This is a genomic window from Oceanipulchritudo coccoides, assembly GCF_010500615.1.
Taxonomy (GTDB): domain Bacteria; phylum Verrucomicrobiota; class Verrucomicrobiia; order Opitutales; family Oceanipulchritudinaceae; genus Oceanipulchritudo; species Oceanipulchritudo coccoides.
The window spans coordinates 1,426,075-1,445,554 of sequence record NZ_JAAGNX010000001.1; the positions used below are offsets into that span (position 1 = coordinate 1,426,075).

General features: G+C 52.4%; 16 protein-coding genes. 9 read left to right on the forward strand and 7 right to left on the reverse strand.

What is annotated here, in order from left to right:
• Positions 1-55: 55 nt before the first annotated feature.
• On the forward strand, positions 56-1,018 hold the full coding sequence (locus G0Q06_RS05450) for a DUF4097 family beta strand repeat-containing protein (protein WP_163963214.1): 963 nt from the start codon (positions 56-58) through the stop codon (positions 1,016-1,018).
• Positions 1,019-1,207: 189 nt separating this feature from the next.
• Here G0Q06_RS05450 and G0Q06_RS05455 read toward each other — a convergent pair whose 3' ends face one another.
• Complete coding sequence (locus tag G0Q06_RS05455) at positions 1,208-3,025, reverse strand: assimilatory sulfite reductase (NADPH) flavoprotein subunit (protein WP_163963217.1); 1,818 nt, start codon at positions 3,023-3,025, stop codon at positions 1,208-1,210.
• A gap of 131 nt (positions 3,026-3,156) precedes the next feature.
• Between G0Q06_RS05455 and G0Q06_RS05460 the strand changes: the two genes are divergently transcribed.
• From G0Q06_RS05460 to G0Q06_RS05480, 5 genes are all read left to right on the forward strand, one after another.
• Complete coding sequence (locus G0Q06_RS05460) at positions 3,157-3,648, forward strand: peptidylprolyl isomerase (protein WP_163963218.1); 492 nt, start codon at positions 3,157-3,159, stop codon at positions 3,646-3,648.
• Positions 3,649-3,683: 35 nt separating this feature from the next.
• A complete protein-coding gene (locus tag G0Q06_RS05465; RefSeq protein ID WP_163963220.1) occupies positions 3,684-4,514 on the forward strand; it encodes an alpha/beta fold hydrolase in 831 nt (276 codons plus the stop codon).
• A 31-nt stretch (positions 4,515-4,545) separates the two neighbouring features.
• The gene (locus G0Q06_RS05470; RefSeq protein ID WP_163963222.1) at positions 4,546-6,339 is read left to right on the forward strand and encodes a M3 family metallopeptidase; all 1,794 of its coding nucleotides are present in this window, start codon (positions 4,546-4,548) and stop codon (positions 6,337-6,339) included.
• Positions 6,340-6,345: 6 nt separating this feature from the next.
• Positions 6,346-7,359: a tRNA dihydrouridine synthase DusB gene (dusB, locus tag G0Q06_RS05475; RefSeq protein ID WP_163963224.1), complete on the forward strand. Its 1,014-nt coding sequence runs from the start codon at positions 6,346-6,348 to the stop codon at positions 7,357-7,359.
• A 266-nt stretch (positions 7,360-7,625) separates the two neighbouring features.
• The gene (locus G0Q06_RS05480; protein ID WP_238710275.1) at positions 7,626-11,123 is read left to right on the forward strand and encodes a Ser-Thr-rich GPI-anchored membrane family protein; all 3,498 of its coding nucleotides are present in this window, start codon (positions 7,626-7,628) and stop codon (positions 11,121-11,123) included.
• On the opposite strand, the gene G0Q06_RS05485 is transcribed toward G0Q06_RS05480, so the two are convergent.
• From G0Q06_RS05485 to G0Q06_RS05495, 3 genes are read right to left on the reverse strand one after another with little or no spacing between them, the layout of a single operon-like run.
• Positions 11,120-11,455: a glutaredoxin family protein gene (locus G0Q06_RS05485; RefSeq protein WP_163963229.1), complete on the reverse strand. Its 336-nt coding sequence runs from the start codon at positions 11,453-11,455 to the stop codon at positions 11,120-11,122. The genes G0Q06_RS05480 and G0Q06_RS05485 overlap by 4 nt on opposite strands.
• Before the next feature lie 11 nt (positions 11,456-11,466).
• Complete coding sequence (lgt, locus tag G0Q06_RS05490) at positions 11,467-12,342, reverse strand: prolipoprotein diacylglyceryl transferase (protein ID WP_163963231.1); 876 nt, start codon at positions 12,340-12,342, stop codon at positions 11,467-11,469.
• 8 nt (positions 12,343-12,350) lie between these two features.
• Positions 12,351-13,403, reverse strand: a complete 1,053-nt coding sequence (locus G0Q06_RS05495) for a CNNM domain-containing protein (protein ID WP_163963233.1) — start codon at positions 13,401-13,403, stop codon at positions 12,351-12,353.
• A 207-nt stretch (positions 13,404-13,610) separates the two neighbouring features.
• Here G0Q06_RS05495 and G0Q06_RS05500 point away from each other — a divergent pair, with 207 nt between their 5' ends.
• Both G0Q06_RS05500 and G0Q06_RS05505 read left to right on the forward strand, forming a co-directional pair.
• The gene (locus G0Q06_RS05500) at positions 13,611-14,717 is read left to right on the forward strand and encodes a hypothetical protein (RefSeq protein WP_238710278.1); all 1,107 of its coding nucleotides are present in this window, start codon (positions 13,611-13,613) and stop codon (positions 14,715-14,717) included.
• Positions 14,718-14,776: 59 nt separating this feature from the next.
• Positions 14,777-15,196 carry a response regulator gene (locus tag G0Q06_RS05505; RefSeq protein ID WP_163963234.1) on the forward strand — a complete coding sequence of 140 codons (420 nt, stop codon included), beginning with the start codon at positions 14,777-14,779 and terminating at the stop codon, positions 15,194-15,196.
• 2 nt (positions 15,197-15,198) lie between these two features.
• On the opposite strand, the gene G0Q06_RS05510 is transcribed toward G0Q06_RS05505, so the two are convergent.
• Together G0Q06_RS05510 and G0Q06_RS05515 are read right to left on the reverse strand one after the other, a co-directional pair.
• Entirely contained in the window at positions 15,199-16,461 is a 1,263-nt protein-coding gene (locus tag G0Q06_RS05510; protein WP_163963236.1) for a Glu/Leu/Phe/Val family dehydrogenase, read from the reverse strand.
• Between the two features lie 74 nt (positions 16,462-16,535).
• Positions 16,536-18,068: a PAS domain-containing protein gene (locus G0Q06_RS05515; protein ID WP_163963239.1), complete on the reverse strand. Its 1,533-nt coding sequence runs from the start codon at positions 18,066-18,068 to the stop codon at positions 16,536-16,538.
• A gap of 179 nt (positions 18,069-18,247) precedes the next feature.
• Between G0Q06_RS05515 and G0Q06_RS05520 the strand changes: the two genes are divergently transcribed.
• Entirely contained in the window at positions 18,248-18,508 is a 261-nt protein-coding gene (locus G0Q06_RS05520; RefSeq protein ID WP_163963240.1) for a hypothetical protein, read from the forward strand.
• A gap of 39 nt (positions 18,509-18,547) precedes the next feature.
• Here G0Q06_RS05520 and G0Q06_RS05525 read toward each other — a convergent pair whose 3' ends face one another.
• Positions 18,548-19,456: a cation diffusion facilitator family transporter gene (locus tag G0Q06_RS05525; protein ID WP_163963242.1), complete on the reverse strand. Its 909-nt coding sequence runs from the start codon at positions 19,454-19,456 to the stop codon at positions 18,548-18,550.
• Between the last annotated feature and the right edge of the window lie 24 nt (positions 19,457-19,480).

Genomic DNA, 19,480 nt, shown 5'->3' on the forward strand with positions numbered 1-19,480 from the left:
TACCCATCCCTAAAAAAAGGTTTTACCGAGGGAAGTTTGTCTGCAAACTGGCTTCATGAGCGACACACGAAGAATACTCCAATTCGGCATTGGCTTAGTCGTCTTTGCCTCTGTTTTACCACCTGTTTCCGCCAAGGTTTTCGAGCGGGATATATCCCGGGAATTTGTCAGTCAATCCGGTAGGGAATTGGTCATCGATACCAGGGCAGGGGATATCCAAGTCCGGGCAGGGGACGATGATTCCACTTTAATTCAGGTGAAAATCTCCGTGAAGGCCTCAAATCAGGAAAAAGCTGATGCACTTTTCGACAAGATTGAGGTCAACATTGATGAATCCGACAGCGGGGTTCAAGTAAAGGTCCGCAATCAAAAAGGGTATTCCTCCTGGGGTTGGCTCGTCGGCAGGAAAGCTCCACCAGTGGTCGTTTATGCGATTTGCCCGAAATCCTGCGATCTTGTCCTCGATACCGGCTCCGGGAATGTTTTCGTCGCCGGGGTCGAAGGAGAGATCACGCTCGACACCGGTTCCGGTAATATTACAGGCGAAAACCTGACCGGTTCGGTGAATTCCGATACCGGTTCCGGGAATATCTCCGTCAAGATGATCTCAGGAGTTTTTCGCGGAGATACCGGCTCCGGGAATATCATGGTTCAGGACCTTGAGGGAGAATTTTATGGCGATACCGGCTCCGGGAACATCCAGGCACGCGGACGGATCAGTTCCTTTTCCGCAGATACCGGTAGTGGATCCGTCATCATTGAGACCGCCTTGAATGATCCCGATCCGTCCTCCGTCTCAACCGGTAGCGGCAATATCGATATTTTTCTCCCCATCTCCGCCAACGCCCAGTTCAATGGCTCAACCAACTCCGGCGAGGTCCGCGCTGACTTTCCCAATGCCAATTTCCTGTCCGTCTCACAAAAGGAGGTCGATCTGGTCCTGAATAACAACGGGGCCCTGATTTCCGCCAAGGCCGGTACAGGGAATGTCTCCCTCTATCCAGCCGCTCCACAGTAGATTGAGGCACAATATGTATTATGTCTAATTTGTAATAAACTGGGGCTGAACGAGTTAATACTAATTAGCTGGAGTCCCGCCTTCAGGCGGTCCCCTGTCCACCAGACCGCCTGAAGGTGGAACTCCAACGAGAATTCTAAAGGCGTAACTCCAACGAGAATATTAAAGGTCGTATTCCGACGAGAAACTTTAATAGACATCGCGCTGATAGCGCTTGGATTTCTGGAGTTCCTTAACGGCAATCTCGGCGGCATCGAGTGCGAGTCCACCCTCCTCGGCATAAATCTGGATGAGTGCCTGATGAACATCCTTGGCCATTCGGTTGGCATCGCCGCAGACGTAAAAATAAGCCCCCTCCTGCATCCAGGCATAGATATCGCGGGCCTTTTCCTTCATCCGGTGCTGGACATAGATCTTATGGTCGGTGTCGCGTGAGAAAGCGACATCGAGCCGATCGAGAACGCCTTTTTTCAAATAGTTAGTCCATTCAAGCTGGTAGAGGAAATCCGTATTGAAGTGTTGATCGCCAAAAAAGAGCCAATTCTTGCCCTTTTGTCCCAAGGCGTCCCTTTCCTCAACGAAGGCCCTGAACGGAGCAATGCCAGTACCTGGACCAATCATAATGATCGGGGTCTCCCCATTTTCAGGCAGGAAGAAATTTTTGTTGTGATGAGTGTACAGGGAAACGGTGTCACCGGGCTTGATTCTCTGATTCAGATAAGTTGAGCAAACCCCCTTACGGTGCCTGTCATGGGCCTGATACTCGACTGAGCCAACGGTCAGGTGAACCTCGTCCGGATGGGCCCGCAGACTCGAGGCGATTGAATAAAGCCGAGGAGGCATCTTGCGCAAAAGCCCGAGGATCTGAGCCGTGTCCAACTTCTTCTCTGGCGGAAACTCAAGGAACATGTCGCGAATTTCCCGTCCCCAGAGCCATTCCTTTACGTCTTCCTTCTTATCCGGCTGCAGAAAAGCATCCAATTGCTTGTTCTTGGCGATTGGGGCATACTTTTTCAGGAGCAAGGCGTTCAAGGATGTCAGATCGTGGCGAGTTGCCAGCACCTCGTTGAGGACCTGTTGCGCGTCTTCAACTTGCTCATCTGCCCGAAGCCCGGTCACCTTTAAGAAATCCTCAACCACTTCGGGACAATTCCTCGGGAAAACTCCGACAACATCACCGGGTTCGTAGCTCAACCCTGACCCTTCGAGGGAAAATTCCAAATGGCAGGTCTCCTTGGCGGATCCCCTTCCATTCAGGTTGATAAAAGTTTTCAACGGTGCTTGAAATGGATTCTTCTTACCGAAGACCGGCACATCCTTGGCGATGGAGGAATTATCCATAACCGCCACAGATGGTGCCTTGCCGGCTTGGCCGGCCCCGGTCGCATCGACAAATTTCGGAATAGCGAGCCCCAGCCACTTCGAAAACGGTTCTTCGTAGTCCACATCGGAGTCCACTCGATCCAAGATCCGCGTTGCCCCGAGCTCGGAAAAGCGCCGGTCAAACTGCTTCCCGCACTCGCAGAACTCCGCGTAGCTTGTATCGCCCAATGCGAATACCGCAAAGTTTGTCTGCTTAAATCTGGGGGCCGCATCGCTCATGAAATACTCATGGAAATCAACCGCGCCTTCCGGTGGATCGCCCTCGCCCCAGGTGCTGACAATTACGAGGACATTTTCCTCTTTGGGGAGGTTTGAGCGGTCATAATCAGCCATATCGCACACGGACACCTTAAATCCCGCGTTCTTGGCCAAGTTGGCGGCCTCGTCAGCGCAACCTTCCGCGTTTCCGGATTCCGAGCCGTACAGAATGGTCATTGGGACTGCGGAAGTCTCACTGGAATGCCCAGAGGCACCCTCCCCTTTTTCTTGTCCCAAACCTGCCAAGAAACCGCTCAACCAAGCGGTTTGCGAGGCATCCAATGTTGAAATCAACGAATTAAGGGCCTCTTTCTGCTTTTGCCCGAAGGGCGCATTTTCCGGTAAACTCGTGGGTGATTTACTCATCTTGGAGGTAACTTTAGGATTTATGGTCAGTTTGCAATCCGCTTCAGGGTCTTATCGTGGGAAATCTTTGCATCTGGCCATGAAGAATCCTGTGCCTTGACAAAGTGCTCGCTCTCCCGGATTTTCCTCAAATGGCTGATACAGACAACAAGCAATGCGAGGTTGGAATTAATACCAATCAGGGAACAATTCGGATCAAGCTGTTCCCGCAACATGCACCAAAAACGATCGAAAATTTCCTCGGACTGGCCAAAAAGGGCTATTACGACGGCATTATTTTCCACCGTGTCATAACTGAGTTCATGATTCAGGGCGGCGATCCCACTGGGACCGGCCGCGGTGGGCAATCCCTATGGGGAAAGCCGTTTGAGGACGAATGCTCCCCCGAGCTGAGCTTCAACAAGCGCGGCATTCTGGCGATGGCCAATGCCGGTCCGAACACCAACGGAAGCCAGTTTTTCATTACCACTGCCCTCACCCCATGGCTCGATGGTCGCCATACAATCTTTGGCGAAGTCATTGAAGGGTATGAAGTTGTGGAAAAGATTGAGCGGACACCGACTGGTCGGGATGACCGCCCTGTCGATGATCAGGTGATTCAGAGTATCACCATTCACGAATAAGTTTCGCTCTTCGGGCGACTGGAGGCGACATGGTCATGCGAGCTCGCTTGATCGAGGTTCTTGTGGCGGGGTCGCAGGCTACTCTAACCTTCCATCCAGCTGCTAAAGAGGGCTCTCCAACCCTCATTGCCCTGCACGGATTTACCGGATCTGGTGAAGATTTTCTCCCACTCCGGTCAAGCCTTGGCGCGGACTCCTTCAACTGGGTCTGTGTGGATTTCATGGGCCACGGTCGGAGTCAAAGCCCCGATTCGCTGGATCCGTATCTTCTTGTCAACGCGCTTAGCCTGATCGATGCAGCCCGCAGTTTTGCGCCGGATCCACATCAGGTCTGTCTTCTCGGCTATTCGATGGGGGCGCGGGTCGGCCTGCATTATTTGAAATGGGCAACGCCCATGCCGGCCGTCCTGATCGCTGCGAATCCCGGCATCGATAACGCGGAAGAGCGGTCGAAGCGCCGCCAGAGAGATGGTCTCCTCATCTCCGGACCAGACGCCTCCATAAACGATTTCTGTGATCAGTGGGAGGCTCAGGATTTGATCCGACCACAGACGCAACTACCCGAGCCGATCAAGTCAGAACTGGCTGCACGGCGTCGACAGAATGACCCAATTGGACTCCGCAATACCTTGCTCGCCCTTGGCAGCGGCGTCCTGCCAAGCCTTTGGGCGGATCTTGCCAAGCTACCCCCAGCACTTTGCCTCTTTGGACAGGAAGACGACAAATTTCAGCAAATTGCCCGCTCGATGCAGCGTGAACATAGTGGCCTTGAGGCAATCGCTGTTCCTGGGAGCGGACATGCCCCCCACCTGGAAGCTCCAGAAGCAACGGCAGCGGTGCTGAGCAATTTCTTACTTTCCCGTTGAAAGGTCGTTCTTTCCTGCCAATCTGCTTCTTATGGATTGGAGTTTAAAAAGCTATTTCACGCAGTTCGGGAGCCCTGTTTTCACAATTTTCAAGCAGGATCTGGCAGACTCCTTCGAGCAACTGGATTCCCTTGCCCAGAAGTTGCTCGAGGCACCATCCTTTAGCTCCGGTGATTGGGAAACCTTTCTCCTCGACTATGAGCACATGCTGGCAAACTTTTCACATCTTTCCAGTTACATCAGCTGCCTCACTGCGGCTGACGCCACGAACGAAGCATACCTGAAAGAGGAAAGTCTGCTTTCCGAAATGCAGGCCACAGCAGCCAAACTCAATGATAAAATCATTCGTGGAATCGGACAGATGTCTGAAGAGGAGTTTTCCACCTTGATCCATCGTGACCGTCTCTCCGAGGCAGCCTTTCGGTTAAAGGAATTCCGGAGGGAATCGAAGCACCGCATGAGTTCGGATCTTGAAGAGCTGACGGCCGACCTTGGCGTGAATGGGATCTCCGCATGGAGCCGTCTCTATTTCACGACCATGGGCACCCTAAGTTTTACCTACATAGACCCGGAGACCGGTGAGACGGATGTTCCCATGTCACAACTGAACAGCCTTCTCTCCAACCCGCTTCGGGAGAGACGCCTCGCCGCATACAAAGGCGCCGTGAAAACCTTCGAGGCCAACCAGCACCTTTACGCGAGCGCCTTGAATTCAATTTCGGGAACCCGGCATGTACTCAACAAGCGCCGTGGTATCGGGAATTTCCTTCAGCCTTCGCTTGAGCAATCCCGCATCAAGCACACCACGCTTCAGGCCCTCATGCGGGCCATTGAGGACAGGCTGCCGTTTGTAAGGGAAGTGTTCACCTTCCGGACCAAATTCCTGAAAATTGATAATCCAAGCTATGCTGACTTGCGGGCCCCGCTGCCATTGGGAGAAGGATCCGGCCCAACGTGGGATGAAGGTGTGGAGCTTGTCTCCAATGCCTTTAACACAATCTATCCATCGCTGGGATCTTTCTTTGACGAATTGATCTCCAAAAGCTGGGTCGATTTTACTCCTCGCATGGGTAAGCGCCCGGGCGGGTTTTGTACTGGTTCTCTCATGACAAGGGAATCGAGGATCTTCATGACTTACAAGGACACCTTGAACGATGTCCTCACCCTTGCACACGAAGCAGGCCATGCATGGCATTCGCGTATTCTCAAGGACGCGCGGGTGCTCTGTGCAGGCTACCCGATGACACTTGCTGAAACGGCGTCCACCCTTGCTGAGCGCATGCTCACAGAGGGCGTCCTGAAAGATACCCGAATCGATAAGTTGACCAAATTGATCATTCTTGATGCAGAGATTGAGCACATGCTGGCCTTCCTGCTCGATATCCCGGTGCGTTTTCGATTCGAGGAGGAAGTTTATCATCGTCGTCGTAATGGGACACTCTCCCCGGGAGAGCTCTGTTCGCTGATGAAAGACATGCAGCGGAAAGTGTTCGGTGAGTCACTATCGGTTGGCGGAGAGGACCCGTGGTTTTGGACCTCCAAATTGCATTTCTATATTAACCAGGTGCAGTTCTACAATTATCCCTACACTTTTGGCTATCTGTTGAGTACCGCTTTCATGGAACAATTCCGTCAAGGCGGCACGGAAACCCTCAATTCCTACGAAAGGTTTTTGGCCCTCTCTGGGCAGATGAGCTGTGAGGAGGTTGTCTCCGAAACCCTTGCCGAGGACATAGAAGACCCAAATTTCTGGGCCGGTCTAATCGACAAGTTGCAGCGGCCATTTGGAGAATACAAAACCCTCCTTCAGGAACTGAGTCATTGACCATTGATGCCGCCCGCTGAAACAGGCTTACCGGTTAGCCGCCTTCCCTGGTTTGACGGGGGAAAGTTTCCCCTTTACCTCGCTCCGATGGCAGGCTTTACGGACCGTATTTTCCGCGAGTTGTGCAAGGAGCAGGGAGCCGATGTCATGGTGACCGAGTTTGTCATGGCGAACAAATTCCTTGACCCTCGCGGGGAACGCGACGCTTGGGAAATTGTTGATTTTACTCCGCAACAGCGACCGATGGGAGTCCAGATTTTCGGCAGCGAACCTGGAAAAATGGCAGAGGCATCACGCAGGATTGTCGATCGCCTGAAGCCCGATTTTATCGATATCAACTACGGTTGTCCCGCACCCAAGGTAGTCGACAACGCTGCCGGATCATCCCTCTTGAAAGACCCATGCCGGCTTCAGGCTGTCGCCGCAGAAGTTGTCGAGTCCGTTGGAAAAGACGTTCCTGTCACTGCCAAAATTCGTATTGGCTGGGACGCTACAAGTGTAAACGCGGTTGAGAATTCAAGGCGACTTGAAGATGTGGGCATCGAGGCCGTTGCCGTGCACGGAAGAACCAAGGAGCAAGGTTACAGTGGTGATGCAGATTGGGAGGTAATCCATGCCGTTGCAGATGCTGTTTCTGTCCCGGTGATTGGAAATGGGAGCGTGCGCACGGCGGAGGATGTGAGGCGGATCAAGACAGCTGGCAAGGTGCGTGGTCTTATGATCGGCCGGGCCGCCCTTGGCAATCCATGGATTTTCCGGGAAATCAAACACACCCTTCAGACAGGTGAGGAGCTGCCACCACCTGACATCGCTGAACGTTGGGACGTGATAATCCGCTATTGCGAGCAATTGACCGAGCATCGGGAAAGGGCACAATCCGACCGGATCAACTGGATGCGGTCACGCCTCAAGGCTTTCGCCAAGAATTTTCCGGGATCAAAGTCCATGCGTCGAGAGCTTGAAACAGTCACCTCTGTGGAACAATTGCGACTGCTGTCAGAATCCTGGGAATCCGCCTGAATTGGCATAAATAAGTGGAACAGCCCAGTGGGTCGTGGATTTTGCCCCCTATGATTGTCAGAAACTTGTTTTTATTTGTTAAAATGAGAGTGTGGCTTGTCAGCGCTGTAACATCATACACTTAGATATGCATGCGTCTAAATTCATGGAAATTCCCCCTTATTGGAGGAGCTCTCACTATGGCTGCTGCGGCCATTTTCATATCTGGTCATTCCCGGCTTCCTCAGAAGCAATTAATTGGGCCCCAATCCGCGGAAATTGCCAATTTGGACACATCGGCCCGCGGGGGATCCGCCACACCTGAATCTGCTTCAGTTACTCAGGTTAGTCAGAAGGAAGCGATCGCCAACACGGCCTCCAATGCCAGACGGCTCCTCCCCGATATTCCCCAATCAACTTTCCGCCAGGGGCTTCTTGAACTCGACACAGTGGCACGCGCCAAGGCCCTCGGGCAATTCAACGACTTGGAAATCCCCATTCAGGACTCTTCATCTCTCCGCGTTGGATCCTGTGGAAGCCTCCATTACGCTTGCTCGGGCGTTCATCACTCAGATGCCTCAGAAAGTGTTTTCCTTGAGTTTACTCCCCAGCAATCAGAAGCCCTTGCCCTCACCGCAGAGGCCTCCGTGCCTGTGAGCCAACCACCTGTCTATCATTCAAAGCCAGGCGCCCCGTATGCCATCTATTTGGATTTCAATGGTGGCGTGATCTCCGGTACGCTGTGGAACTCGAATTACAACAGCGGTGCCGACTACGATACATATATTTGGACCAAGGATAGTGACAGCACAACCTTCTCCGATGCTGAGCAGGCCATCATTCGCGAAATCTGGCAGCGCATTTCCGAAGATTACGCACCCTTCAATGTCAATGTGACAACTGACCCGAGCTTTGATCCGGATGTGACAGGTGGTTCCAATTCGATCGGGTGGATCCTCTTCACCCGCGACGAGGATAAAAGCGGAACAGCCATGCCCGCCAAAGGCGCAGGCGGCGTTGCCTGGTTGAATGTGTTCGGCAGTTCCCTCTATGCATCCAATTACTCCCCTGCCCTCGTGTATGCAGACAACCTTGGACCCAACGTGGGGCACTTTATGGCGGAAGCCGGTTCCCACGAGATGGGTCATAATATGGGATTGGCCCATGATGGTTCGAGTACAGTTGAATATTATGCCGGCCATGGGTCGGGTGAGACTGAGTGGGCCCCGATTATGGGGTCTTCATACTATGAGAATGTCACTACATGGAGCAAAGGTGATTATCTGAACGCCAATAACACTCAGGATGACATCAATATCATTACGGGAAAAGTCGGAAGCGATCCTGACGTAGTCGGTGATACTCGAGCCAGTGCCACTCCGCTCAGCCTTGTCGGAAACTCCATCGAGGCACCTTCAACTGAGTTTTTTATCGGGGATGATTCAAATGAGGGAATTATCCAAACTCCCACCGACAAGGATTTCTTTTCCTTTGAGACAAGCGGCGGCCCTCTTTCCATTACAGTGGATCCGTTCATCTCCGAAGTAACCCAATATGCCCGCGGTAATAACTTAGACCTAAAACTGACTCTATTCGACAGCGCCGGCAATACAGTCGCGGTGGCCGATCCGACAGCGGAAGTCGCAGCCTCGCTGAACCTCAGTGTAACTCAAGGGGCTTATACGATTTCCATTGAAGGAACAGGTTCAGGAAATCCCCTCGGCGATCCACCTTCTGGATATACCAGTTATGGCAGTCTCGGGATGTATTTTATTTCTGGAACGATTCCGCAGGACTTGTCTGTCGCCTCCCCTGCCCTTGGCGCTACCTGGCAACCCGGTCTTCTTTATGAAATCATTTGGGGCGGGACGGTCGCCGGCCAATCGGTCGATCTGGATCTATACCGAAACGGTTCATTTGTGCAGAGTATTGTCTCAAATTTAGATGGTGCCAACAGTTCGACCTTGTGGACCGTCCCCTCCGGCCTGGAACAGGGTTCTGGCTATACTGTGCGGGTCAGTGTTGACGGAGTTACGGGAACGTCTGATTCGGGTATATTTGAAATCCGGGAAGTTCTTCCTGTTGTAGCGGGTCAGGCACCTTCTGCGAGTGACCTGCTTGAAGGTCCGCAGACCTCGGTGACAATTACCTTCAATGAGACAATGGACCCAGCCTCATTCACGATTACCGACGACGTTGCCAGCTTTACGGGTCCCCAGGCAGTGGATTTGTCTTCGTCGATAACCGGATTTTCCTGGTCCGCCTCGAATACGGTTCTCACCATTTCCTTCAATGCTTTGGACACCACCGGATTTTATCGAATGGTCATGGGTCCTGAAATTCTCGATACAAATGGTAATCCGCTCGATCAGGACGGCGACCTTTTACCAGGTGAAGCATTTGAAGACCAGTATGCCCTGATCTTTGAAATTACGGAAGAAATACCGGGCGGTATCTCAACCGTGTACACTGCGGACATGTCATCAAATCCGGGCGCTTCCACCGATCCCGGTTGGGCTTGGGGAGTTCCCTCTCAAGGAGGCTTGGGTGGACCCAATTCAGCCTACACCGGAAATTCCGTTCTAGGTTACAATCTGTCCGGACAGTATGAACCGGGGATTGTACGTAAAGCCACATTGCCCGCTATTGCCACAACCGGCAAAACTCAGGTCCAGCTGCAATTCCGGCGCTGGCTCGGGGTCTCTCTAAAGGCGAACGGTTCGCCTAATTCACGGCATGCAGACTATGCCCGGGTTGAGTACTCGACGAATGGCACGTCATGGACATCGATCTGGGAAAACAGCACGGAGATTGTCGATACGGGATGGGCCCTTCAAAGCTTCTCGTTGCCCGCCAGCGCGGAGAATCAGGAATCCCTCTTAATTCGCTTTGTCATCGAATCAGACGGGCAAAGCGAATCATTTGGTTGGAACATTGATGACATAGAAGTTCTGGTAAACACACCTTCGCAGACAGTTGCCCCGCCACCTCCAGTTGTCATTTGTCATACTCCCAACGATGAATCAAGCGGGAGCCAATCAGCCCTCTTTTTTGAATACTCCCAACCGATGGATCCGGGTAGCTTCAGCCTTGGAGACATCTCACAATTTGACGGGCCAAACGGTTCAATCTCTTCGAGTGGTTTCGAATGGATCTCTTCAACCCTACTGCGCGTTGATTTTCCCGAGCAATCAGTGGATGGAAATTATTCAATGGTCCTCAATCCAACCGTTGCTGATACGTATGGTCAATTGGTCGATCAGGATCTGGACCTGACAGGTGGCGAAAGTATTGCCGACCAATATACAGCTTCCTTCTCGATCAATAACTCCCCAGGCTTGAGCCCGCCTGAATCGTGGCGTCTGACCTACTTCGAAACAACCCTCAATGAGGGTGTGGCCTCTGATGAATTTGATTTTGACCGGGACGGCCTTGCCAACGTAATGGAACGGGCCTTCGGAACGCTCCCAACGGATGGCGGGAATGCCTACCGGCCCATTCAGTCTTCCACTGTTGTTGAGGATCTGGAATACCTCACCTTTCAATACCGCCGGCTTGCAGGAGGAATTGAATCCGGAGCAAGTGGATATTCGGTCGACGATCTGGTCTATGTTGTGGAAACAAGCCAGACGCTGGGAGCATCATCATGGAGCCCAGTTGCTGGAACTGTGGAATCCAGAAATACGGTCAACGGCGTGGAAACGGTGACGATTCGTCTGAACAGTCCCATGACGCCGGGAGCCCGGAAATTCATCCGGCTGAATGTGACCTCGAACCAGGACTAGAAGAACCGGATCGTCTTTGATTGCATCCGCGCGTGTTCTTCGTCTGTACAAGGAGCATTCGTGGGGACATCCACATCCCCTTCACTGGGCTGGACCAGTCCGTTGGAAAGAAGATAGTTTTCAACTTCTTCACCACTGACATCGGCCAGCATCACCCCATCCACGACGACGCACGGTGACAAGGGCTGACCCGACTTCTGCACCATTTCCGCGTAATTTTCCGCGTTGTTAATGATGTCCTTGTCGGTGTATTCGAGGTTGTACTTCTTGAGTATGGCGCGAACACCAGTACTCCATCCGCAGGTTGGTTTAAGGTAGGCAACTATTTCCATATGTTGGAAGGTTATCCAATTTGGCCGTTTGTCAACTTTGAGCGGCGACTCCAGGCAATGAAGAAAATCCCGGCTATCAGGAGAAAGAGGGAATAAAAACTTCCTCGGTTGATTCCCATGATGAGCGCAGCATCTGGTTCCCGGAAGAGCTCTGCGATCCACCGCCCGATGCTGTAAAAGACCAGAAACTCTCCAGTCAGGTGGCCGGGCCTTGAAGATGGAGAGCCCACCTTGGTCGGGTCTTCACGCCCCTTGACCATCCAGAACCGTGCCTGCATGTAGATAAACAGGAAGAGGCCTTCAAGGAGGGCCTCATAGAGTTGCGATGGGTGCCTCGGGGGGATCAGCTGCACTGGCAAGCCAACAGGAGCACTTGCCGGAAAGATAACCGCCCACGAGACGTCTGTGACCTTGCCCCATAGCTCACCATTGATGAAATTTGCGACCCGCCCAAAGAACAGTCCTGCCGCCGAGACCGAAGCAACCAAATCCCCAAGCATCAGCAGATGTAGCTTAAACTTCCGCGCAGTCAAAAGCGCAGCGACTGCTACTCCGGCAAATCCCCCGTGGCTGGCCATTCCCCCTTCCCAGACTTTGAAGAAAACCAGCGGATTGGCGATGAAGGTGGAAAACTCGTACAGGAGAAAATATCCCAACCGTCCGCCAATCATCACCCCGAGGATCATTGTCATCCCCATGGATTCGAGCATCTGCGGGCTGAGCTGTGAGCGACCTTTCTTCCAGTACAAGCCAAGCAAGGCGAATGCGACCAGAAATCCCGCCACATAGGCTAATCCGTACCAGCGTACGGCAAGGGTATCGGTAAACTGGATAATGACAGGATCGAGATCGTGGACCCAGTAGCTGACCTGACCGCTTTCCTCCATCGCCTTGATCAGTCTTCGCGTAAGTTCGGAGTGGCACTTGGCATCCGCTCAGCCCGCTTTTTAGCCAACTCGCGCATATCGACTGCCATGTCGGATTCCTCGTAAATCTCATCGCCCAGCAAGTGCTCAACTACGTCTTCCATCGTAATAACACCGACGGTTGACCCGTATTCATCCACGACAACCCCGATTTGCTGGTGTTTTTTCATGAATAACTGCAAGGCCTGCAGACCGGATGCGGTCTCTGGAATGAAAAGGGCATCCCCCTTCAGTTCCTCAAGCGTCATTTCCGCTTTACCTTCCCCGTTCGCCTCGAGGATATCACGACGCCGGACAATTCCAGCAATTTCATCTATCGTTTCCTTGTAAATGGGAATGCGTGCAAAGGGGATGTTTTTGAATTCATTGCAAACTTCCTCCACGGTCAGACTCTCCTTGAGGAAGGTTACGACAGTTCTCGGCGTCATGATCGATTCAACCGACACATCGTCCAAGCTGAGGGCGTTGGAAATCAGATCGCGCTCATCATCACTCAAGGCACCGCTCTGAGCGCTTCGCTCAGCCAAAAGCCGGATTTCCTCCTCCTGTTCCTCCTCCGTCGGCTGCCCCGTCGGCATGATCAGGGTCAGCATTTTCTTGGCCACATACGACAATGGGCTCATCGACCAGCGGATTACCAGGATCGGGTAAACCAGATAGACTTGCAGGTTTTTACGATAGGCCACTCCAAGGTTTTTCGGGATAATTTCTGAAAAGAAGAGGATTCCGAGGACCATCCCACCTGAAAGAATGCCAAGGGAGGTGCTTTCCAATACCCGTGCCGCAAGGGCCCCGACAATCGTTGCGCCCGCCGTATTGGCGATGGTGTTCAAGGTCAGGATGGCGGAGCTGGTCTCATCAATGCCGACCTTGTACATTTCCAGTAACTGTCCTGCCTTGGGATGGGATTTTTTCAAACCCTCGATCTCGGCCATGGTCGTGCTGAGAATAAAAGCCTCCAAAAGCGAACAGATCGCGGAAACCCCGAGAGTGAGTAGGATTGCAATGACTAATCCGGTCATGGAGCGACCCCCCTACTAGGTGTCTGGCAGCCGCTTAAAGTCATCCTGCCGCGTAAAATGCATCTATGATGCCGGCCCTGAGGGCATCTACTGTCAGGCTCCGTTTCTTCTGGTTCACATACCTTCATTTATCAATAAACCTTATGATGTGGGCAAAAGAAGGCCGCAATGCAATTCATATTGCACCCGAATTGATGAATTCTTCTAATGCTGGAAATGCAGGCTGACCCCATTCCAGTTCTCGACGCTTTTGCGACCAAGAAAAAGCCCATGTATCCGGTCGGACCGGGCCTGCGGGACTACCTTCGCCAGTACAGCCGGGAATTTGAATTACCGGTCTCCTATTCGAGGCTCCTTGAATGGGCTGAGTCGATGCCACTCTATGATGCTGATGGCGAAGATACCCTCTGGCAGACGGTTATTTACCGCCCGGAAGTCTGGAGGCGACTGAACAAGCACCTGACTGCGATTTACGCCCTTTTGAAAACGGAGGGCGACACCTCCTTCGTCGATCACCTCTATGTGGACCGAGTGGATTACTGCACCTTCGGCAACAGCAATCCTTTCCGGATCCGTGTCGTCAATTCCTACAACGAGAATCAGGATTACTATTATATCAAGAAGTCGGATGCGTCGCGGATCTATGGACTTGAGCTGGAACACCTGTTGTCGCCCAACCGGATGCACTACTTCATTGCTGAGGATATTCTTGTCGAGGAACACGTTGTGGGCATTCCGGGAGATGTCTTTATCGAGACATGGCTGGATGATCCGCACTTGAACAATATTCGCCTCGCCAAGGAACTTGTTAAATTCAACGAGCGTTGCTTTCTGCGCCTTCTCGGGGATATGCGGGCCTACAATTTCGTAGTCGAGGTAACCCCGGACTTCGAGGATGTGCAGGTCAAGATTCGCCCAATGGATTTTGACCAGCAAAGCTACAGCGGACGGCTCAAGTTTTATCTGCCACAATTTTTCAAGGACAATAACAAGTTGGTGGAATTCTGTGTCCAGCAATTGAATCCGCAGACCGCCAGGCAATACCAGAAGGAAGAGCAATCGGTCATTTTCCGGCGTATCCAGCTTGCCGAAACGCGTGTCAAGCGGTTGCTCCAGTGTATGTGCGAGGACCAGATTTCCTCCGATGAAAAAATCGACGAACTACGCCGTGGACTGGCCAAGCACCACAAGGACAAGCGCTTCCTCCGATGCACTCGCATGGGGCATCTTGTTCAAACTTCCCTCGATCTCATTGAGGAGCGAGTCCTGCGCTACCGCAAACAGGTTGAGACCCAGTTTGAGGACGATATCTAAGGATTCCCCTCAATTGAGAATGGACATTATGCATGAGGTCTTCTAACTCATTTACTAACATGGCAGTGAAATTATTCCTAGTTGAGGACGAAGCCCTGGTCTGTGAATTGCTCGCAGAGTTTCTGGGTGAGCTTGAAGAAATAGAATTTCTGGGTGATGCCCGGGACGGGGCGACCGCCATTGAAAAATGCCGCAAGCTACGACCGGATTTAATTATTCTGGACCTGCGTATTCCGGAGGTCAGTGGACTCGATGTTTTGAAGGTGCTCCACATGGAATTACCAGAAACAAAAGTCATCATTTTCACGGGCTCATTGTCCGAGGAGATGTTGCGAACAACTTTGGAAAACGGGGCCATCGCGTATGTCGAAAAGGCATACGGTCTGGAAGAACTTCAGAAGGCAATTACTTCCGCCATTGCGGGCAACCGGTATTTCAGTCCGAGCATCGCCCGCTTGATTGAAGACTACGACTTCTAGGCCTAGGGAAAAATTCCCCTCAGCGCCTTGGCCCGGGCAACCCGCTCAATCCCCAGCGTCAGGGCGGCATTTCGGCGGCTAATTCCAAGGCGTTCCTTTTGCGTTTCCACGCTATGCCGGGCTTTGTCCAGAATATCAAAGAGCTTTCGAAGGACTTCGTCATGCTCCCAGAAAAGGCTTTGCAGGTCCTGTACCCACTCGAAATAGGAACAGATCACCCCGCCGCTGTTACAAAGAACATCTGGAATGACCTCGATGTCCCCGCGCTCATCCAAGACAGCGTCCGCGCTGACTGTCGTGGGCCCATTGGCGGCTTCAGCCAGGAAGCGGCACTTTAATTTGCGTGCCACCTTCACGGTTATGACACGCTCCAAAGCCGCAGGGACCAGCACTGTGCATTTCTGAAGGAGCAACTCGTCGTTGGTCAGCCGGTCACCTTCCATGTACCCTTCAAGGGTACCGTTTGCCTCGACATGCCGAAGCGCCTCATGCACATCAATCCCACCGGGATTAAATATCGCCCCTGAAATATCGCTGATTCCAGTTATGCGGCAGCCGTACCCGAGCAGGCCCAAGGCGGCGTGGGATCCAACATTCCCGAATCCCTGGATATTCACCGTGGCTTGGTGGGGTCTCAGGCCATGTGACTCAAGGTACCGTTTGATCAAGTAGGCAACCCCGCGTCCCGTTGATTCAAGGCGGCCTTCCGAACCACCAATGTCAATTGGCTTGCCTGTGACGACAGCGGGAGTCGAGCAACCGACAATATTGGAATACGTATCCATCATCCAGGCCATTGTCTGCGGATCCGTTCCCATATCCGGGGCCATAACATCAATATTGGGCCCGACAAAGGGCACCAACTCCTGCATGTAGCGCCGGGAAACCCGCTCCTTTTCCGCGAGGCTGAGCTGACGTGGATCGACGGCCACTCCACCCTTGGCCCCGCCATAAGGCAGGCCAACAAGGGCGCATTTCCAGCTCATCCACATTGCCAGGGCAGCCACTTCCCCGACCGTTACGGAAGGATGGAAGCGCGTTCCGCCTTTGGTCGGCCCCTTGGAAAGATGGTGTTGGACCCGGTAGGCTTCAAATACCTCGACCCGGCCATCATCCATACGCACCGGCATGGTCACTGCGATACAGCGCTTCGGGAACTTGGTCCGGTCCCGGTCATCCATTGGAAGATCGAGAATTTCCGCAGCGGCGTCAAATTGCCGGCATGCCATGTTGAATACTTGTGAGTCAAAAATCCGGGATTGCATACAGGGGTAATGGTTTAGCCGTAGTCTCCCTTAAATCGCCAAATTAGCAATTCAAGAATGCAATCCCTGGGAGATCAATTTGACTCGCTGGCCGAAAGCGAACCGGCCAGATATTCCTCGGTTTTCTCCTTGAGGTGCTTGAGGAGCTCAATCTCCTGACTGTGCCACAGGCGCGGTTTGAGGATCTGTTCAAAGCCCACAGATCCCACCAGCTTGCCATCGACCTCAAGAGGTGCCACGACAACTGAGGCAATGTCTTGTGCCTTAAGCACCTTTTTCTCACTGCCTGCTGTTCCGGGAAGCTGGTTGATGTCGCTCACATTGATCCACTGGCCCTTGTTGAGTTTTTTCATCCACCAGGAATACTCATTGTAAGAAACTCTTTGGAGTTGATCAATGTGGGAATCATCTCCGTCCGCACACCACTCAATAACATTATTTGCCAGCTCATTCTTGTCATCAAAAAGGAATACACGGATCCGATCAACCTGGGTTCTTTTCGCAACTGCCTCCACCTCACGGTTGATCCTTTTTTCATCAGCCTTACGCAAAACCGGATCAAGCGGACGGTCATCGATGAGGATCTCTTCGGCCAACCTGACCTGTTTTATATGACCTGAAGGAAGATTCTTGATTTCCTGAAATACGCCCAAAAACTGCGGTTCACTTTCGAAAGCCCGGATTGCCCGGACAGTCATCAGCATCGCCCGGTTATCAAATTTGATGCGATAAACGATGTGATCTGATTCCGTTAGCCGTTCAAGCAACCGGTTAAAGCGCTTCTTTTCCAAGGCCGGGAACAAGTCTCCCAGATGCTTCCAGTCATTGTCCTGCAACAACTGTTCCTTGAATTCAGTGTTCCACTGAAGCAGCGTTCCGTCGGGCTTGAACAGGATAACGGGATTCCCGCAGGCCTGCATCAGTGAATCCAGACTGGCTGTCAATTCCTCGATCTTCTGGCGACTTTTAAACAATTCTGTTTTATCCCTTCCGACCGAGTGGAATTCAATGACGCTTCCGCGCTCATCTAAAATCGGGATATCGCGCCATTCCTGATAGTGGATTTGGCCATCCTTGTCCACGGACTCATGCTTCAAGACTTCCGGTTCCCCGCGGCGGACCATGTCGGTAACAAGTGTCTCAATAAAGGATCGCCTTTCCTTTGGAATAAAATCGAGCCATTTCCTGCCCAGGAGATCGGTCCCGAATTTACTGTAAAGGTTGGCATACGCCTCGTTCACGAAGGTCAAAGTAGTATCGGGTTTCCACCGGCAAACAGGATCTTCCTGGGATTCCACCATTGAGCGATAGCGGGCTTCGCTTTCCGCAAGGGCTTTTTCCTTTCGCCTCGCATCAAGCATGAGCTCAATACGATTCATGACCTTGGTCATGCTCGATTCCAACTGCTGGATCTCATCATCCGCCTGGCTAGAACCGGAACTAATGCTCCGGTTCATCTTTGAGAGCAGACTTCTCAGTTCGGCAGGATTTCCCTTGGCGGAGAAATCCAGAAGTTTAATCAGCTGCCTTGCGGCCCCGGAAGGGGTGACTTCCCCGCTTCGCCATTTCTGGATAGTTGGCAGGGAGCACAAGCAGATCTCCGCCATATCCTTATTTGACAGCGCATATTTCTTTTGAAACCCGTGAATGTCCATTTCCCTCAAGACCTTTTCGTAAATATTAGAAGGTAATCTTAGGTAATATAATATTTACAGGGCGTCAAGCGTCAGCAGCTTGAATTGTCCCCTTGTCTTGAAATTCCCTCAGGAGTGGATAACCCAATCATATGCCATCCAAGCCAAGTACCTCCCGATCCTGGAGCAATCGTCTCATGGAAAGCGCTTGTGAGTGCCTTCCAAACTGCACAAAGGCGCTGGCTCTGGTGGAGACCGGTTGTGAGCGCGACCTCACCTTGGGAGAGAAGGTCGCCTTGAAATACCATGGGCGCTTGTGTCCCTTTTGTGCCTGTGCGACGGGTAAGTTCGAAGCAGCAAAAGCCCTGATGAAGGAGGCCGGGGAAAAGCGCCAGGACGGCAAGGCTTCTTAAGGAAACCAGTGGAGGAATCGGCCAAGTCCGGTCCTGTGTTCAATCGGGATGCTGCCCTGCATACGGCTCCAAATGGACAACCACGTCCCGAAGGTTTGCATGGGCCTTCATCAGGTTATCCTTCACTTGGTGGCCAAGATCATGCCCTTTGAGGACACTCATTTCCGGATCGACCTGAAGATGCAGCTCCAGGAAATAATCCACCCCACTCTTCCGGACCCGGCACTTTTCTACCCTCAGGACATCGACATGTTGATTTGCCTGTCCTTTAAGGGACTCGATAAATCCTGTTTCCACATTTCCATCGAGGGCATCATGCAGGGATAACCGGATGATGCGGGTGCCATTAAAGGCGATAAATACGCAGGCCACCAAGGCCGCCCAGTCATCGGCTGTAGCCCAATCAGTACCGCCAATCAAGGCGATGGAAATTCCCAAGGCTGCCGCTGCGGAGGTGATCGCATCCGAACGATGATGCCATGCCTCGCCCGCAAGGGCGCAGCTCTTGTGATCATCTGAGTAGCGCTCAATTTTACGGAAAACAAATTCCTTGGCTGCCACGACCAGGAGGAGCACCGGCAAGGTATACCACGATGGTACCTCGTGGGATAAGTCATTGATTTCCCTGACTGAAACAGCGGCAATCCCCAGAGCTGCCACAATGAGAAAAAGACCTGAAAAGAGCCCGGTCAGGGATTCAATTTTCCCGTGTCCAAACGGATGGTTCTTATCGGGAGGTCGCAGGGACAGCATGAAACCGCCCCACGTGACAAGGCTGACAATAATGTCACTTGCCGACTCAAGCCCGTCGGCAATCAAGGCCTGCGAATTGCCCATATGCCCGGTTGTCAGCTTGATAATAACGAGGATAAGATTCAGGCAGAGCGTCCCGATACCCAATTGCAGGAGTCCGGAGGATGGAAATTCTGATGGGGCTTTCCCTGGCATTCGCTGGATTTATAGGGAACCGAA

What these genes read in the sequence shown, in the direction of transcription:
- G0Q06_RS05450 (WP_163963214.1), top strand. Translation starts at nt 56, where the DNA reads ATGAGCGACACACGAAGAATACTCCAATTCGGCATTGGCTTAGTCGTC.
- G0Q06_RS05455 (WP_163963217.1), bottom strand. Translation starts at nt 3,025, where the DNA reads ATGAGTAAATCACCCACGAGTTTACCGGAAAATGCGCCCTTCGGGCAA.
- G0Q06_RS05460 (WP_163963218.1), top strand. Translation starts at nt 3,157, where the DNA reads ATGGCTGATACAGACAACAAGCAATGCGAGGTTGGAATTAATACCAAT.
- G0Q06_RS05465 (WP_163963220.1), top strand. Translation starts at nt 3,684, where the DNA reads ATGCGAGCTCGCTTGATCGAGGTTCTTGTGGCGGGGTCGCAGGCTACT.
- G0Q06_RS05470 (WP_163963222.1), top strand. Translation starts at nt 4,546, where the DNA reads ATGGATTGGAGTTTAAAAAGCTATTTCACGCAGTTCGGGAGCCCTGTT.
- dusB (WP_163963224.1), top strand. Translation starts at nt 6,346, where the DNA reads ATGCCGCCCGCTGAAACAGGCTTACCGGTTAGCCGCCTTCCCTGGTTT.
- G0Q06_RS05485 (WP_163963229.1), bottom strand. Translation starts at nt 11,455, where the DNA reads ATGGAAATAGTTGCCTACCTTAAACCAACCTGCGGATGGAGTACTGGT.
- lgt (WP_163963231.1), bottom strand. Translation starts at nt 12,342, where the DNA reads ATGGAGGAAAGCGGTCAGGTCAGCTACTGGGTCCACGATCTCGATCCT.
- G0Q06_RS05495 (WP_163963233.1), bottom strand. Translation starts at nt 13,403, where the DNA reads ATGACCGGATTAGTCATTGCAATCCTACTCACTCTCGGGGTTTCCGCG.
- G0Q06_RS05500 (WP_238710278.1), top strand. Translation starts at nt 13,611, where the DNA reads ATGCTGGAAATGCAGGCTGACCCCATTCCAGTTCTCGACGCTTTTGCG.
- G0Q06_RS05505 (WP_163963234.1), top strand. Translation starts at nt 14,777, where the DNA reads ATGGCAGTGAAATTATTCCTAGTTGAGGACGAAGCCCTGGTCTGTGAA.
- G0Q06_RS05510 (WP_163963236.1), bottom strand. Translation starts at nt 16,461, where the DNA reads ATGCAATCCCGGATTTTTGACTCACAAGTATTCAACATGGCATGCCGG.
- G0Q06_RS05515 (WP_163963239.1), bottom strand. Translation starts at nt 18,068, where the DNA reads ATGGCGGAGATCTGCTTGTGCTCCCTGCCAACTATCCAGAAATGGCGA.
- G0Q06_RS05520 (WP_163963240.1), top strand. Translation starts at nt 18,248, where the DNA reads ATGCCATCCAAGCCAAGTACCTCCCGATCCTGGAGCAATCGTCTCATG.
- G0Q06_RS05525 (WP_163963242.1), bottom strand. Translation starts at nt 19,456, where the DNA reads ATGCCAGGGAAAGCCCCATCAGAATTTCCATCCTCCGGACTCCTGCAA.